Here is a 17,001-nt window from a genome sequence, read left to right as displayed (position 1 = left end):
GTAAACCATGGTTGAAATCGAAATAGACGGCAAAAAAGTTGAAGTGCAAGAAGGCAGCATGGTAATGGATGCTGCCAACAAACTTGGCACATATATTCCGCATTTTTGCTATCACAAAAAATTATCCATTGCGGCGAACTGCCGTATGTGTCTGGTCGAAGTGGAGAAGGCACCTAAGCCTTTGCCTGCTTGCGCGACTCCTGTGACGGCCGGCATGATCGTGCGATCCAATAGCGACAAGGCGGTTAAAGCACAAAAAGGCGTGATGGAATTCCTGTTGATTAATCACCCTCTGGATTGCCCGATTTGCGATCAGGGTGGTGAATGTCAACTGCAGGATCTGGCAGTCGGATATGGTTCCACCAGCTCACGTTACGAAGAAGAAAAACGGGTAGTTTTTCATAAAAATGTCGGCCCATTGATTTCTATGGAAGAAATGAGCCGTTGCATCCACTGCACCCGCTGTGTCCGTTTCGGCCAGGAAATTGCCGGTGTGATGGAGCTGGGCATGCTGGGTCGCGGCGAGCATTCCGAGATCACTTCTTTCGTTGGCAAGACCGTAGATTCGGAATTGTCCGGCAATATGATTGATCTTTGTCCGGTTGGTGCATTGACATCCAAGCCTTTCCGTTATTCAGCACGTACTTGGGAATTATCCCGTCGTAAGTCGATTAGTGCACATGATGGCCTAGGGGCCAATTTGATTGTTCAGGTGAAGAACAACAAAGTGATGCGTGTCGTACCTTTGGAAAACGAAGCGGTCAATGAATGCTGGATTTCCGATAAAGATCGCTTTGCTTATGAAGGTTTGAACAGCGAAGAACGCCTGACTAAGCCAATGATTAAACAAGGTGGCCAGTGGCAGGAAACTGACTGGCAAACAGCCCTGGAATATGTGGCACATGGCTTGCGCAATATTAAACATGAACATGGTGCTGCTGCTATTGCGGCAGCAGCTACGCCAAGTTCGACCCTGGAAGAGCTTAGCTTGCTACAAAAGGTCGTTCGTGGTCTTGGTTCCGATAATGTGGACTTCCGCCTGCGTCAATCTGATTTCTCGTTAGATAGCAAGGTTATGCCTTGGCTGGGCATGTCGATTGTTGATTTTGCACAATTGAAGAGTGTTTTCGTCATTGGCTCCTTCTTACGTAAGGATCACCCGCTGCTGGCTGCGCGTTTGCGTCAATCGGTCAAAATGGGCGCCAAGTTGAGTATCCTGCATGCAACAGACGATGAGTTGCTGATCAAATTAGCAAACAATGCCGTACTAGCACCGTCTGCCTGGTTGAATTTCCTTGCAGAGATTGCAGTTGCTGTTGCGGTTAAAAAAGAAATCTCAAAACCTGCTGGCTTTGAACAAGTCCAAGTATCTGAAAAAGCAGCATTGATTGCCGATGGTATCTTGAAAGCTAATGCGGGGATATTTTTGGGTAACGCCGCCGCGCAACATCCTGATGCTGCAAAACTACACGCTTTGTCGCAATGGATTGCACAGAATGCTGGTGCAAGTTTCGGTTATCTGACCGAAGCCGCGAATACGGTGGGTGGATATCTTGCCGGCGCTGTGCCAAGTAATGCAGCAAATGCGCAAAACTTATTTGCACAGGCAAAAAAAGCATACGTGCTTTTGCATGCAGAACCTGAATTAGATTGCGCTAATCCCCAGCAAGCAAGGTCTGCCCTGGATCAGGCTGAAATGGTTGTTTCTTTGTCTGCCTACAAACACGGTTTAGATTACGCTGATGTGTTGCTACCAGTGTCGCCTTTTACAGAAACTGCCGGTACTTTCATTAACTGTGAAGGTCGCGTACAAAGTTTCCATGGCGTGGTGAAGCCGCTGGGTGATACTCGTCCGGCTTGGAAAGTATTGCGCGTGCTCGGTAATCTGCTTGACTTGCCTGAGTTTGAGTTCGAAACCTCCGAGGCAATTCGCGATGCTTTGCTGGGCAAGGATGTCGCGACAGTAGCGACAAGCCTCAATAATATGAGTGTCACTGACATTCCTGTGCTGGCGAGTGCTGTTATTTCTCAAGGCCTGGAAAGGATTGCGGATGTGTCGATTTACAGTACAGATGCCATTGTCAGAAGATCTGAGTCCTTGCAAAAGACCAGAGATGCAAAGGCGCCTGAAATTCATCTGAGTGCAGCGCAGTTTGCAAAGTTAAGTTTAAAAGACGGCGATTACGTCAAGATCACACAAGGCCATGGGTCTGCAGTATTGCCAGTGGTTCTGGGTAAGAACTTACCTGATAACGTTGTCCGCCTTGCCGCAGGCCATATTTTAACTAAGTCATTAGGTCCAATGTTTGGTGCTGTTACTGTGGAGCGTGCGTAATGAATTTGTTACTCACTATTCAAGCATATGGACAGCAATATCTGGGCGGCCTATGGCCTCTGGTGTGGACTCTTATAAAAATTGTCTGCATCACTTTGCCTGTAATGGGTTGCGTTGCTTACCTGACCTTATGGGAACGTAAGATGATAGGTTGGATGCATATCCGCCTTGGTCCGAATCGCGTGGGTCCCGCTGGTTTACTGCAACCAATCGCTGATGCACTGAAATTGCTGCTGAAGGAAATTATTGTTCCCGCCAAGGCCAATAAAGTATTGTTTATTCTGGCTCCAATCATGACGATTATGCCGGCATTGGCTGCTTGGTCAGTGATTCCATTCGGACCAGAAACAGTACTGGCAAATGTCAACGCTGGTCTTTTGCTGGTAATGGCGATCACTTCAATGGAAGTGTACGGGATCATCATTGCCGGCTGGGCATCCAACTCAAAGTATGCATTTCTTGGTGCGATGCGGGCTTCAGCCCAAATGGTTTCGTATGAAATTGCGATGGGCTTCGTATTAGTCATCGTACTGATGGTCTCTGGTAGCTTAAATTTGACAGATATCGTGAATAGTCAAACTCACGGTTTTGCTGCCAGCCACGGATTGAATATTTTTTCATGGAATTGGTTACCTTTATTGCCGGTGTTCGTAGTTTATGTAATTTCTGGTATTGCAGAAACAAATCGTCATCCGTTCGACGTGGTTGAGGGTGAATCAGAGATTGTTGCCGGGCATATGGTGGAATATTCAGGAATGTCATTTGCAATGTTTTTCCTTGCCGAATATGCAAACATGATTTTGATTTCTGCAATGGCATCTCTGATGTTCCTCGGCGGTTGGTCTGCACCGCTAGGTTTCTTGGATTTCATACCAGGCTGGATCTGGCTTGGTATCAAGACCTTCTTCGTAGTTTCCATGTTTATTTGGGCACGTGCATCTTTCCCACGCTATCGCTATGATCAGATCATGCGTTTGGGCTGGAAAGTATTTATCCCGTTGACCCTAGTGTACCTGGTGATTGTCGCAGCATGGATGCAAACTCCATGGAATATTTGGAAGTAAGAGGCTAAAAAAATGGAAGCAATTAAGGATTTTTTTGGCAGCCTGATGCTGCGCGAATTACTAAAGGGACTGGCTTTGACTGGTCGCTATATGTTCGCACGCAAAATTACAGTGCAATTTCCAGAAGAAAAAACACCGCAATCTCCACGTTTTCGTGGTTTACATGCTTTACGTCGTTATCCGAACGGAGAAGAGCGTTGCATCGCCTGCAAGTTGTGTGAAGCAGTCTGTCCGGCAATGGCGATTACGATTGAGTCTGATCAACGGGAAGACGGATCACGTCGCACGACGCGTTACGATATCGATCTAACCAAGTGTATTTTTTGCGGATTTTGCGAAGAATCATGTCCGGTAGATTCGATTGTAGAAACTCACGTATTGGAATATCACGGTGAAAAGCGTGGTGATTTATATTTCACCAAAGAGATGCTGTTGGCCATAGGTGATCGCTATGAAACAGAAATCGCTGCCGCTCGCGCCGCTGATGCGGCTTACCGTTAATTCGGTGTAACTAGGATTTAGCTCGCTATGGAATTTACCACTGCTTTATTTTACGTGTTTGCTGCGATTCTGATTTTCGCATCGATTCAGGTTATTACCGCCCGAAGCCCGGTACATGCTGCGTTATTTTTAGTTCTCGCTTTTTTTACTGCAGCAGGTATCTGGTTGTTGTTGAAGGCTGAATTTTTGGCGATCGTACTGGTGCTAGTGTACGTCGGCGCAGTGATGGTGTTGTTCTTGTTTGTTGTGATGATGCTTGACATAAATATGGATAAGTTACGTCAGGGCTTCTGGAGTCATTTTCCTCTTGCTGCTTGTGTCGGTGTCGCCATTGTTCTGGAAATGTCAGCAGTGCTATGGCGCGGATTTTTGCGTCCTGATAATCATATTCCTGCTGCATCAGACAATATTGGTAACACCAAGTCACTAGGCATAGAAATCTTCACTCACTACATGTTTGCTTTCGAGGTTGCTGCTGCGATTCTCCTGGTGGCGATCGTAGCCGCTGTCGCGCTGACTTTACGCCGTCGTAAAGATAGTAAATATTTTGATCCTGCCGAAGCAGTCAAAGTGAAGCGTAATGACCGTGTTCGTATGGTCAGTATGGTTGCCGATTCTGAACGTGCCCGCGACAGAGCTGGCCTGGGTGGAACAACAGAACAGACAGAGGCGTAAATGACTTTAACATTGACACATTACCTGATATTGGGTGCGATTTTATTCGCTATCTCTATCGTCGGTATTTTTCTGAATCGTAAAAATATTATTGTTCTGTTGATGGCAATTGAGTTGATGCTGCTTGCCGTCAACATGAATTTCATTGCATTTTCGCATTATCTTGGTGATGCAGCGGGGCAGATTTTTGTGTTCTTTATCCTGACCGTGGCTGCTGCAGAATCTGCGATTGGCCTTGCTATCCTCGTGGTGATGTTCCGTAATATGGATACCATTGATGTAGAAGATCTGGATGCGCTCAAAGGATAATGAGTTTTGCCTGTTGTCTAATTGTGATCTTTGGATGCAATGACAACCAGATTAAACTCACTGGCGATTTAAAAAAAGTAATAAGCTAACAAAGGGTCATCATGGCGGGGCAACTTAACCCACATTTACTACTGGCTGTACCATTGGCACCTCTTGCAGGCTCTGCCATTGCGGGTCTGTTAGGTACAAAATTTTTTGGCAATCTGGTAGGTCGTAAGGTATCTCATACTGCGACTATTTCAGGCGTGTTGATTGCGTTCATTATTTCCTGCATGACGTTGTCAGCAGTGGCGGATGGCGCAACTTATAACGGTACTTTATATCAGTGGATGCAAGTCGCAGGCTTGAAACTGGAAGTCGGTTTCTTAGTCGATAGCCTGACAGCGATGATGATGTGCGTCGTTACCTTCGTTTCATTGATGGTACATATCTATACCATCGGCTATATGGCAGAAGATGAAGGTTACAACCGCTTCTTTTCATATATTTCCTTATTTACGTTCTCCATGCTGATGCTGGTCATGAGTAATAACTTCTTGCAGTTATTCTTTGGCTGGGAAGCGGTTGGTCTGGTCTCTTACTTGCTGATCGGTTTTTGGTATACCAAGCCAACGGCGATTTACGCAAATATGAAAGCCTTCCTGGTAAATCGAGTAGGCGACTTTGGTTTCATTTTGGGAATTGGTTTGTTATTAGCCTATGCAGGTTCGATGAACTATGCGGAAGTGTTTGCTAAAAAAGAAGAGCTGGCGAAGGTTTTATTGCCCGGAACAGATTGGATGCTAATTACTGTTGCGTGTATCTGCTTGTTTATTGGCGCAATGGGTAAGTCTGCACAATTCCCGCTGCATGTCTGGTTGCCAGATTCGATGGAAGGCCCGACCCCGATCTCCGCTTTAATCCACGCGGCGACCATGGTTACCGCAGGTATCTTCATGGTATCGCGCATGTCGCCATTGTTTGAACTGTCTGATACGGCCTTATCCTTTATTTTGGTGATCGGTTCGATTACTGCGTTATTCATGGGTTTCCTGGGTATCATCCAGAATGACATCAAACGCGTCGTGGCGTATTCAACTCTGTCGCAGTTAGGCTACATGACGGTTGCCTTGGGTGCTTCCGCTTATTCTGTCGCTGTATTTCACCTGATGACTCATGCGTTCTTCAAAGCGTTATTGTTCTTAGCCGCTGGTTCAGTGATCATTGGAATGCATCATGATCAGGATATCCGCAACATGGGCGGCTTGCGTAAATACATGCCAATTACCTGGATCACTTCTTTGCTGGGTTCATTAGCATTGATTGGTACGCCGTTTTTCTCTGGTTTCTATTCCAAAGATAGCATTATTGAAGCGGTACAGGCATCCCACTTACCAGGCGCAAGCTTTGCCCAATTTGCAGTACTTGCCGGTGTGTTCGTTACCGCTTTTTATTCCTTCCGTATGTATTTCCTGGTGTTCCACGGAAAAGAGAATTTCGGACAGACGCATCATCACGATGCCCATGACGATCACCACGCAGGTGCGCACGATGACCATGATCATCATCACGGTTTGGCTCCGGGTCAAAAACCACATGAGTCACCAATGGTCGTCTGGCTGCCCCTGGTCTTGCTGGCGATTCCATCTGTCGTGATAGGGTTCCTCGCGATAGAGCCAATGTTGTTCGGTGACTTCTTCAAGGGCGTTATTTTTGTTGATGAAGCGCATCATGCAATGGAAGAGCTTAAACACGAATTCCATGGCCCGGTAGCGATGGCAATACATGCACTGACATCTCTACCATTCTGGCTGGCTCTGGCTGGCGTAGCGACTTCTTATGTGTTTTATATGTTTAAGCCATCAATTCCTGCGGCAATTAAAAAGAACGTAGGTCCAATCTACGCGCTGCTTGATAATAAATATTATATGGACAGGTTTAATGAAATCGTCTTTGCTGGTGGCGCACGTTTATTGGGTGGCGGCTTGTGGAATGTCGGCGATAAAAGCTTGATTGATGGCCTCATCGTTAACGGTAGTGCCAAACTGGTTGGTTGGTTATCTAAGGGAGTGCGTTTGTTGCAGACTGGTTATCTGTATCACTATGCGTTTGTGATGATTCTTGGAGTATTAGGCTTCTTGTCTTACTTCATGTTCCCCTTCATGTTCCCGTTAGCTAAATAAGTAATTCATAAAAAAGAACTCATGATGCAGTCAACTTCTTACTTACTCAGTCTCGCAATATGGTGTCCCATTATTTTTGGACTCTTTGTGCTGGCATTTGGTCGCGATAGCAATCCTGGTCTGACACGGGGTGTCTCGTTAATCGGCTCACTAGCTAGCCTGCTAGTGACAGTCCCTTTGATTGAACGCTTTGATAATGCAGCGCATGGTATGCAGTTTGTAGAAAAGAGTGCCTGGATCGAGCGCTTGAACGTCTTTTACGCATTAGGCATCGACGGTATCTCACTATGGCTGGTGCCATTGACTGCCTTCATTACGGTAATTGTTGTGATTGCTGCCTGGGAAGTCATCGAAAAACAAGTGGCGCAATACATGGGCGCTTTCCTGATATTGTCAGGTCTGATGATTGGTGTTTTCTGTGCCACTGACGGATTGCTGTTTTATGTATTTTTTGAGGCGACTCTGATACCGATGTTCATTATCGTTGGTGTCTGGGGGGGGCCAAATCGCGTGTATGCCGCATTCAAGTTCTTCCTCTACACATTGATGGGTTCCCTGCTGACTTTGGTCGCCATTATCTACCTGTATTTTAAGGCTGGGAATAGCTTCGATATTTTGGCCTGGCATCAGTTGCCATTGCCATTGTCAACACAGATTATGATTTTCCTGGCGTTCCTGATGGCGTTTGCGGTCAAAGTACCAATGTGGCCAGTACATACGTGGTTGCCTGATGCCCACGTAGAAGCGCCAACCGGCGGTTCGGTTGTTCTGGCGGCCATCATGTTGAAATTGGGTGCCTATGGTTTCTTGCGTTTTTCTCTGCCGATTGCACCAGATGCTAGTCATTATTTGTCCGGATTTATTATTACCTTGTCCCTGATCGCCGTTATCTACATTGGTCTGGTGGCACTGGTACAGGCAGATATGAAGAAGCTGGTTGCGTATTCTTCCATCGCTCACATGGGTTTTGTGACACTAGGTTTCTTCATGTTTAACGACATGTCGGTGCAAGGTGCGATTGTTCAGATGATTTCGCATGGCTTTATTTCCGGTGCGATGTTCTTGTGTATCGGTGTTTTGTATGACCGCGTGCATTCTCGTCAGATCGTTGATTACGGCGGCGTTGTGAACACGATGCCTAAATTTGCCGCTTTATTTGTTCTCTTCTCAATGGCGAACTGTGGCTTACCAGCGACATCGGGATTTGTCGGCGAATTCATGGTGATCCTTGGTGCGGTCCAATTTAATTTCTGGATTGGTATGCTAGCGGCAACCGCGCTGATCTTCGGTGCTGCTTACTCCCTCTGGATGGTAAAGCGGGTTGTGTTCGGTGCGATTGTGCATGAGCATGTCGCACAATTGACAGACCTTAATAAACGCGAATTTTTCATGTTGGGTGTTTTAGCGATTGCGGTGATTGCAATGGGTTTGTATCCAGCGCCATTCACTGATGCAATGCAAGTGTCTGTTGCGGATTTATTAAAGCATGTTGCAGCGACAAAGATCACACCCTGAGTACGTTGAGTAATTTGCTGAACAATGAGTTGAGCGGCTAACTGAGCAATAAGCCGGACGATACGCTTGGAAATAATAAAAGACTGGATTGTGAACGAGCATACAAAATGCTTGCGCAACTACAGATCGATGCTAGCACTTAGTACAAACGAAACTATATGAACCTGATACCACTTTATCCTGAAATCTTTTTGCTCCTGGCGATCTGCGTAATTTTGTTGATCGACATGTTTTTAGCAGATGATAAACGTAACGTGACATACGCACTGAGTATCCTGACTCTGGCGGTATGTGGCGTGTTGACAGTGATGAATCCTAGCGGAGATATTTCGGTTTACCTAAGTAATAAAATGTTCGTGTCTGACCCGATGTCGAATTTGCTTAAATTATTTTCTTATATAGCAGTCGGTTTGACATTGATTTATGGTCGCCAATATGCGGCTGATCGTGGCATGACTAATGATAAATTAGGTGGCGAGTTCTATGTACTTGCCTTGTTTTCTTTGCTTGGTCAGATGGTAATGATTTCGGGTAATAATTTCCTGGTGATTTATCTTGGTTTGGAATTGATGTCATTATCTCTTTACGCCCTGGTTGCATTGCGCAGAGATCATACTGTGTCAACAGAAGCGGCAATGAAGTATTTCATTCTCGGCGCTCTGGCATCTGGTTTCCTGTTGTATGGGATATCCATGTTGTATGGTGCAACTGGGTCGCTGGATCTGGCAGAAGTAGCCAAGGCGGCCGCTTCACCTGCTGCAAACAAGCAGATTTTAGTATTTGGTATTGTCTTCCTTGTCGCTGGTCTGGCATTTAAACTAGGTGTCGTACCCTTCCATATGTGGGTGCCTGACGTTTATCAGGGATCTCCAACCGCAGTTACGTTGTTACTGGGCGGTGCGCCGAAACTCGCTGCGTTCGCTATTTGTTTCCGTCTGCTTGTTGAAGGACTTTTCCCACAAGCGATAGACTGGCAGCAAATGCTGGTCGTATTAGCTGTCATGTCAATGGCAATCGGTAACATCACGGCGATCGCTCAGACAAATCTGAAGCGTATGCTTGCTTACTCGACGATCTCCCAGATGGGATTTATGCTATTGGGCTTGTTGTCAGGTGTGGTAGGTCACAATACAAGTTTTGCTGCCGAGGCTTACAGTGCCTCTATGTTCTACAGCATCACTTACGTGCTGACGACGCTGGGTACTTTTGGCGTGATTATGTTACTGGCGCGTTCAGGTTTTGAAGCTGAAAATCTCGACGATTTGAAAGGCCTGAACAAACGTAGCCCATGGTTTGCACTGGTGATGCTGCTATTGATGTTCTCATTGGCGGGTATCCCGCCAATGATGGGTTTCTACGCAAAATTGTCTGTATTAAAAGCTGTGTTGGCAACTGGCCAGGTATGGCTCGCTGTGGCAGCGGTTCTGTTCTCATTGATAGGCGCTTTCTACTACATTCGCGTAGTGAAATTGATGTACTTTGATCAGCCGGCAGATCAGCATGCGATCGTCGCTAGCACAGATATGCGTATTGTTCTTAGTATTAACGGCATTGCTGTTCTGGTGATGGGTTTAATGCCAGGTTCTTTGATGTCGGCTTGCACCAATGCAATCATCAAGACCCTGGCGTCTTGATGTATTTTCCGGACACTCCGTAGTGGAAGTTTCTGCATCTGCCTGGCTGGTGATTATCCTGGCGATAATCGCAGCCAATTTACCGTTTTTCAACGATCGCCTGTTTGGAATCATTCCATTATCAAGCTGGCTCGCAAAGCCTTTTTGGTTACGGTTGCTTGAACTAACTACTTTCTATTTCTCGCTCGGGTTTATCGCAAGTTTGCTCGAATCTACAGCAGGTAATCGCTTCCCACAGACCTGGGAATTTTATGCGATCACCTCATGCCTGTTCATAGTTCTTGCGTTTCCGGGTTTTGTATATCGCTACCTGAGAAAACAGCATGGATAAGCTGACACTGAGTCCGGATGCGAATCCTCATCTCGCTGAAATAAAACTGAGTGGTGAGCTCGCTTACTCGGGTAGTTTTCTTAAAGTCGAAAAAGATATCGTTCGTTTACCTGATTCTAATCAAGTTACCCGTGAATATATAAAGCATCCTGGCGCGGTCGTCATTTTGCCATTGCTTGATGACGGTACTGTGTTGATGGAGCGTCAGTTTCGCTATCCGCTCAATCAGGTATTTATCGAATTCCCGGCTGGTAAAATTGATCCGGATGAAGATGCCTTAGTTTGCGCTAAGCGCGAATTGCTTGAAGAGACTGGCTATACCGCAACCGATTGGCGCTATCTGTGTACGATTCATAACGCAATTGCGTACTCAGACGAGCATTTGGATATTTTTCTCGCCAAAGGCTTAGTCGCCGGAAAAGCGCAGTTAGATGAAGAAGAGTTTCTCGAAACGTTTACTGCGACTATTCCTGAACTTTTAGACTGGGTGAAAACTGGCAAAATCACGGATGTGAAAACTATCATCGGCAGTTTCTGGCTTCAAAAAATAATTTCTGAAAACTGGTGATGCTTTAATAGTCATTAGAAAAATTGACAATGTAAGTTGAAAATCCACATCAAAATCAAACCAGCCACTTTGTGAAAAGTGGCTTTTTTATTGCCGTGAAAAAAACAGACGTAAGTCATTTTTACGTCATGTTTATATCTTGAACGGACCTTTTTAGAGAATCTTTACCGTGCTGGTGCTATCTTGAAATCACCACAACAACTTGTGTTACTTCTATGAATCGCATTACCTCAGCATCTAGTTCTTCGCGCTTTTCTTTGGTTTCCGCATTGACCTCCGCAAAAACTCTCTCATCGGGTAGTAGCAATAATAACCCGTCTCTTGCGAAACCAAAATACACGTCAACAACAGTTACGTTTCCTAAGGTGTCTTATCGTATTCAACGACAAGTTGTGGCACCAGATTTTATGATGAGAATTACTGTGGATAGTGATTGCGCTGCCGAATTAAGGCATCTGATATTAAATCGTTGTGGCAAGTTGGTTACCTATATCCGCATGCAGCCTGTGGATCACGCTAGTCGTATGATCGTTTGGTTGTGTCTGGCAAAACCAGCAATTGAAATCATTATTCATACAGTTATGATGGCTTTGCCAAGTGCTGAGTTTGGAAAAATTACGCCACTGTCTCCGACGCTTATCCGTTAAGTTTCTGATCTGATCAACGGGAAGATGAGTGGCTAAAAGCATACTCATTTTTTGCAATTAATCCCTCTTTGTATCAATAGGAGAAAACGATTATGACTACTTTTGATGGTATTTGGGTGCCTTTGGTTACACCATTCCAACAACAAAAAATTGATTTGAGAGCTGCTCAGCAACTCGCTGTGCGGATAACTGATGCTGGGGTAAAAGGTCTGGTTGTTTGTGGCACTACCGGTGAGGCAGCGACTCTGGATGATGCGGAACAAGCGCGATTACTCGCTGCGATTCAAGAAGCTGTTCCTGCCAATTGTCCTGTCGCACTAGGTTTAAGTGGTAGCGGCACGTACGCAATGGTAGAGCGCTTGAAACGTTTTGGTACTTCGCCTGCCGCTTACCTGATTTCTGCACCAGTTTATGTTCGCCCATCGCAAGAAGGTATTCGCTTACATTTTGAAGCCCTGGCCGTAGCGAGTGAGCGTCCCATTATTTTATATAACATTCCCTCCAGGACCGGAGTGAATATTGATGTAGAAACGGTCGCCGCGCTTGCCGTTAATCCTAAGTTTGTCGCAATCAAAGATTGCGGCGGTCAATTAAATCAGACCAGCGCACTGCTTAGTCAGAGCGGATTCAATGTTTTATGTGGTGATGACGGATTGATGTTGGATGTATTTGCTATGGGCGGGCAGGGCGCTATTTCTGCATCTGCACACATACGCCCTGATTTATTTGTCCATTTATTGCACTTAATACGGCACTCAAAAATGCGAGAAGCCTTAGCCTTATTTAGTCAACTACTACCATTGATTAAAGCCTTGTTTTCAGAACCTAATCCGGCGCCAATCAAAGCTGCTCTATCCATGTTGTGGGGTATGGAAGACAGCGTGCGTTTACCGATGACTCCTATGTCCAATAAAGGAAAACTCCAGTTAGCAAAAGTCCTAGAGCAAGTAATGTCAATACCTAGTCCTAGTGTATCCAATTTTAATTCGCCAAAAATATCACAGAGCGAATTGCAATTACAGTTAATCACCGAGACGACATTTTGTCCTAAATGTTCTGCTGATCTGGCTTCCGAACATTGCGCAGAACTGATTCATTAAACTCCGACTAAAACTGAGTCAGTACAAAAGGGAACACTATGATAGTTACGATTGCAAACCAGACTGGCGGTACCGAAAAATCAATGCTGGCGGATAGTCTTGCGGCCTTACGCACCCAAACCGGTCGCAGAGTTTTGTTGCTTGACAATGATCCCAAACAATCCTCTTTAGGTTGGTGCGCTGAACGCAATGCCAGTGGCATCCGTCCCGCCGTAATGGCGCGTGCCATCAGTGGCAAAGGTATGCAGCCAGAGCTAGAGAATTTAGGCTGTCGTTTTCAAGACATCGTGATCGATACAGAAGCCCGCGACTCTCTTGGTAGCAGATCAGCGTTGATTGCCGCACGTTTGGTCATCATTGTCTTGGACTCCGATCAATTTAATGTAGGTAAGCTTGATTCTGAGAGCTCAAATTGCTTTAGCGAAGATAAACTCACCGCAAGAATCGCCACCGCACGTGAACTCAATCCCAGTCTTCGTATTCTCGTTGTAATTACTTACCGTTCTACCTATCCCACATTTGCCTGTTTAGACGCTGCCAGACAATTTGTCGCTGGCATTCCTTGCGCGGAGTTCTTTGCCAGACCGATACATGCCGATGCAGTTTTGCATCAATCCTACTTGGAAGGGCTGGCAATCAGCGAATGTGCGGATCAGCAAACAGCGCAAGAAATACAAGATTTATACAGCAAAGTTTTTGGTGATTAAGTGATCTTTTAGCGCGGCTATGTCATTTACCTTCTCATTTTTTATTGTTTTACTTTTGGTGCTCAATCCCATGTTAAGTATGCCGCCTAAGTTGATCGTAAAGTCTCAGCCCGATTTGCTAACGATGTCGAAAATGACTGCGGGAGTAAGCTCAGGAGTGGCTTCGTCACCAAGCGATCGCCAGATTTTCGCAGCGTGTGCGGGTTTGTTGTTGACACTGCTTTTGCTTTCATTCTTCGGTCAGTCGTTTCGATATTGGATTCCAATATCGATAGCCAATACGGCGAGTCTGCAAGTGAGTGCTGGATTGATTTTGCTGGTGGCTGCGCTAGGTATGGTATTTTTTTCCAAGACGAAGAAGGTATTTTCGCCTACAAATCGGCAAACAGATCGTCAAGCTAATCAAACCTCCGATCTGTTTAATGATAAGTGCTGGTCTTTGTGGCGACTTTTTAGCCCGACAGCAATGCTGACAGTCTTGTTGTTAAGCGCGACACAGCCAGAACATGTGGGGCAAAATGTGGCTGCTTTGGCTGCCGCCATGCTGGTGTTGGCCATCCTTCTTATCGCTCTAAAAAATATACAAAACTATCGCAGATTTGCATTAGTCGCTAATGGTGTCCAGACCTTGTTAGGTTTGATTCTGGTGTTGATTGCGATCGATAGAATGTTGACTGGTCTTCATCTATATTTTCAGCATGGATAGGACTCAGATGATTTTGACCATGGTAGCTGATTCCTCGCTGCATTCAATGCGCGCCAGCGCTATGCTGGCGAAAGCTGTTGCACAACAGCGGGCAGATGCCGGTAGAAATGTACTGCTGGTTTCTCAGCAGTCTGATGCTGAGCTTGGTTGGAATGCGATCGAACTAAAAGCTGGCGCCGCATTGCATTCAATTTACGCCGGTAGTCTTGCAGCCAAACTTGAAACGACTTACTGCTCTTATCACACTACCTTGATCCATTTATATCAGGACCAAGACCGGCTGCAGCATCTCGAACATCATGTATTGATGGCATCCTGTGATATGGCTATATTTCATTTGCACGCGGCACATTTTGATGTCCAGGCGCAGCAACGCTTACTCACGCAGATTGCCGCAGTGCGCCTCAGTCGTTGGGATCGACCGGTCCTATTGGCGATTGAATCTACAGCAGCCAGCCTTGAACAAATTGCCAGCCTCATCGCGTTGGAGAAAAATCTACAAATCAAAATCGTTTTGCTACCCGCTGATATAGATAGTCCGGACAGATGCAAAAGTCTGTATCGAGCGCTATTTCGTTGACTTCAGCTGTTTTTATATATTCTGAATAACACTTATTTTAATAAGCCTCTCATATGAAACATTTAATTTACTTTAGCACTTGCACCTAATAGTCATATGGACGCCTGATATATTCAAATCGACATTTTATTGTGGAGGTAATTTGTTATGTGAGGTATCACTAAATAGCTTGGACCTTGATGTCGCAAGATAATTCAAGGAAACCGATAAACGATATAGATACAAACTGCATACAAAAAAACCACGATTTCCCGTGGTTTTTTGTATTCATGTGAAAGCAAGCAAGTAGCGTGTTACATACTTGGATAGTTAGGACCGCCGCCACCTTCTGGAGTAACCCACACAATATTTTGTGTCGGATCTTTGATATCGCAGGTTTTGCAATGGACACAGTTTTGCGCATTGATTTGTAAACGGTCTGCACCTTCTTCCGTCTTCACAAACTCATATACGCCTGCAGGACAATAGCGGGATTCTGGTCCTGCATAGGTCGCCAGATTGATGCTGACCGGGACGTTCGCATCTTTTAATGTTAAATGAATGGGCTGATCCTCTGCGTGGTTCGTATTGGAAATAAATACTGACGACAGGCGGTCAAATGTCAATTTGCCGTCCGGCTTCGGATACACAATCGGCTGGAATTCGGACGCAGGACGCAAACATTCATGATCGGCTTTTGAGTGATGCAAAGTCCATGGTGCCTTGCCGCGCAAGACAACCTGATCCAGCCAGACCAACGGAGAACCATAGGTTCCTTTTTTCAATAACGGTTTTACATTGCGTGCAGTATACAATTCCTCATGTAGCCAGGACTGTTCAAATGCTGTTGAGTACGCTGTCAGTTCATCATGCTGACGTTGCGCACCCAAGGCATCAAAAGCGGCGGTCGCCGCCATCATGCCTGTTTTAATCGCAGCATGGCTACCCTTGATGCGGCTCATATTCAAGAAGCCAGCATCACAACCAACTAAAGCGCCACCTGGGAATGTCAGTTTAGGCAGGGATTGCAAGCCGCCAGCAGTAATCGCACGTGCGCCATAAGAAATACGTTTACCACCTTCAAAGAAACCGCAAATCGCCGGATGCGTTTTAAAGCGCTGAAACTCCTCATACGGTGATAGGTAAGGGTTTTCATAGGCCAGCCCAACAACATAGCCGACTGCAACCTGATTATTTTCCAGGTGATACAGAAAAGATCCACTGTACTGATCCATTAACGGCCAGCCTGTCGTGTGAACGACCAGGCCGGGCTTATGTTGCTTTGGATCGATTTCCCATAATTCTTTGATGCCGATACCGTATGACTGCGGATCCTTACCTTTGCTCAGATCGTATTTTGCGATCACTTGTTTACCCAGATGACCACGCGCACCCTCGGCGAATAAAGTGTATTTCGCATGCAGCTCCATACCTAACTGGAAGGCCGGAGAGGCCTCGCCATGACGGTCTACGCCCATATTGCCCGTTGCTACGCCCTTCACCGATCCATCTTCGTTGTACAGCACTTCAGCAGCGGCAAAGCCCGGAAACACCTCGACACCCAGCGCCTCGGCTTGCTGGCCTAGCCAGCGCGTGACATTTGCCAGTGAGACGATGTAATTGCCATGATTCTCGAAGCAGGCTGGCAACATCCAGTTCGGTGTTTTGTACGCTTTTTTCTCGGTCAGAACGAGGACACGATCCTCGGTGACTTCGGTATTTAACGGTGCGCCCATTTCCTTCCAGTTCGGAAATAACTCGCTTAGCGCTTTGGGATCCATGACGGCACCGGACAGGATGTGCGCGCCAGGTTCGCCGCCTTTTTCAAGAACGCAGACCGACACTTCATTGCCTTTTTCTGCAGCGAGTTGTTTGAGCTTGATCGCAGCGGACAGACCGGCAGGGCCGCCACCGACGATGACGACGTCATATTCCATCGCATCGCGCGGACCGTATTGCTCTACTAGGCTTTGTGTCATGGTGATTATCGCTTTCAGAAAATTTACGAACGAACGTGCTTATTTGTTGTCAGCATGTTATATGCTGTGACTTTATTCTGCAAGCTGAGCATCTGTTCTAAAAATGGTGCGATGCCCGCTTTTATTGTGGATGAATTATCGCAGAGCACTTGGCAAGATGCAGCATTTTCATGCTTTTTCTCTCTTCAGTTTGAGAAAAATAGTCATGA

16 protein-coding genes are annotated in these 17,001 nt (G+C 46.0%); 15 read left to right on the top strand and 1 reads right to left on the bottom strand.

Translation table 11 applies throughout. The features are described from left to right. The first annotated feature begins 7 nt into the window (after positions 1–7). From nuoG to ACO0K4_RS07705, 15 genes are all read left to right on the top strand, one after another. Complete coding sequence (gene nuoG / locus ACO0K4_RS07775; RefSeq protein ID WP_422956056.1) at positions 8–2,335, top strand: NADH-quinone oxidoreductase subunit NuoG; 2,328 nt, start codon at positions 8–10, stop codon at positions 2,333–2,335. Continuing rightward, positions 2,335–3,399: an NADH-quinone oxidoreductase subunit NuoH gene (gene nuoH / locus ACO0K4_RS07770; RefSeq protein ID WP_422956055.1), complete on the top strand. Its 1,065-nt coding sequence runs from the start codon at positions 2,335–2,337 to the stop codon at positions 3,397–3,399. Before nuoG ends, nuoH begins: the two co-directional genes overlap by 1 nt. 12 nt (positions 3,400–3,411) lie before the next feature. Next, entirely contained in the window at positions 3,412–3,900 is a 489-nt protein-coding gene (gene nuoI / locus ACO0K4_RS07765; protein WP_422956054.1) for an NADH-quinone oxidoreductase subunit NuoI, read from the top strand. 27 nt (positions 3,901–3,927) lie between these two features. Then, the gene (locus ACO0K4_RS07760; RefSeq protein WP_422956053.1) at positions 3,928–4,575 is read left to right on the top strand and encodes an NADH-quinone oxidoreductase subunit J; all 648 of its coding nucleotides are present in this window, start codon (positions 3,928–3,930) and stop codon (positions 4,573–4,575) included. Further along, positions 4,576–4,884, top strand: coding sequence for an NADH-quinone oxidoreductase subunit NuoK (gene nuoK, locus ACO0K4_RS07755; RefSeq protein ID WP_262835889.1), 309 nt, complete (start codon positions 4,576–4,578; stop codon positions 4,882–4,884). Between the two features lie 101 nt (positions 4,885–4,985). Continuing rightward, a complete protein-coding gene (gene nuoL / locus ACO0K4_RS07750) occupies positions 4,986–7,046 on the top strand; it encodes an NADH-quinone oxidoreductase subunit L (RefSeq protein WP_422956052.1) in 2,061 nt (686 codons plus the stop codon). A gap of 21 nt (positions 7,047–7,067) precedes the next feature. Beyond that, complete coding sequence (locus ACO0K4_RS07745) at positions 7,068–8,561, top strand: NADH-quinone oxidoreductase subunit M (protein ID WP_422956051.1); 1,494 nt, start codon at positions 7,068–7,070, stop codon at positions 8,559–8,561. Between the two features lie 158 nt (positions 8,562–8,719). Further along, the gene (gene nuoN / locus ACO0K4_RS07740) at positions 8,720–10,195 is read left to right on the top strand and encodes an NADH-quinone oxidoreductase subunit NuoN (protein ID WP_422956050.1); all 1,476 of its coding nucleotides are present in this window, start codon (positions 8,720–8,722) and stop codon (positions 10,193–10,195) included. A 22-nt stretch (positions 10,196–10,217) separates the two neighbouring features. Beyond that, a complete protein-coding gene (locus ACO0K4_RS07735) occupies positions 10,218–10,526 on the top strand; it encodes a DUF2818 family protein (protein ID WP_422956049.1) in 309 nt (102 codons plus the stop codon). Then, positions 10,519–11,094 carry an NUDIX domain-containing protein gene (locus tag ACO0K4_RS07730; RefSeq protein WP_422956048.1) on the top strand — a complete coding sequence of 192 codons (576 nt, stop codon included), beginning with the start codon at positions 10,519–10,521 and terminating at the stop codon, positions 11,092–11,094. Before ACO0K4_RS07735 ends, ACO0K4_RS07730 begins: the two co-directional genes overlap by 8 nt. Before the next feature lie 215 nt (positions 11,095–11,309). Further along, positions 11,310–11,741 carry a hypothetical protein gene (locus ACO0K4_RS07725; RefSeq protein WP_422956047.1) on the top strand — a complete coding sequence of 144 codons (432 nt, stop codon included), beginning with the start codon at positions 11,310–11,312 and terminating at the stop codon, positions 11,739–11,741. 92 nt (positions 11,742–11,833) lie between these two features. After that, the gene (gene dapA, locus ACO0K4_RS07720; protein WP_422956046.1) at positions 11,834–12,841 is read left to right on the top strand and encodes a 4-hydroxy-tetrahydrodipicolinate synthase; all 1,008 of its coding nucleotides are present in this window, start codon (positions 11,834–11,836) and stop codon (positions 12,839–12,841) included. 38 nt (positions 12,842–12,879) lie between these two features. Next, positions 12,880–13,548 carry a ParA family protein gene (locus tag ACO0K4_RS07715; protein ID WP_422956045.1) on the top strand — a complete coding sequence of 223 codons (669 nt, stop codon included), beginning with the start codon at positions 12,880–12,882 and terminating at the stop codon, positions 13,546–13,548. Between the two features lie 19 nt (positions 13,549–13,567). Continuing rightward, entirely contained in the window at positions 13,568–14,254 is a 687-nt protein-coding gene (locus ACO0K4_RS07710) for a hypothetical protein (protein ID WP_422956044.1), read from the top strand. 19 nt (positions 14,255–14,273) lie between these two features. Beyond that, positions 14,274–14,834, top strand: coding sequence for a hypothetical protein (locus ACO0K4_RS07705; RefSeq protein ID WP_422956043.1), 561 nt, complete (start codon positions 14,274–14,276; stop codon positions 14,832–14,834). A gap of 293 nt (positions 14,835–15,127) precedes the next feature. Here the strand turns inward: ACO0K4_RS07705 and ACO0K4_RS07700 are convergent, their stop codons facing one another. Beyond that, positions 15,128–16,750: an electron transfer flavoprotein-ubiquinone oxidoreductase gene (locus ACO0K4_RS07700; protein WP_422956278.1), complete on the bottom strand. Its 1,623-nt coding sequence runs from the start codon at positions 16,748–16,750 to the stop codon at positions 15,128–15,130. Positions 16,751–17,001: the final 251 nt, after the last annotated feature.

This window comes from Undibacterium sp. RuTC16W (genome assembly GCF_049339445.1).
GTDB lineage: Bacteria > Pseudomonadota > Gammaproteobacteria > Burkholderiales > Burkholderiaceae_D > Undibacterium.
The sequence above is the reverse complement of the archived record's forward strand: the minus strand, read 5'-3'. Positions and strand labels throughout refer to the sequence as shown.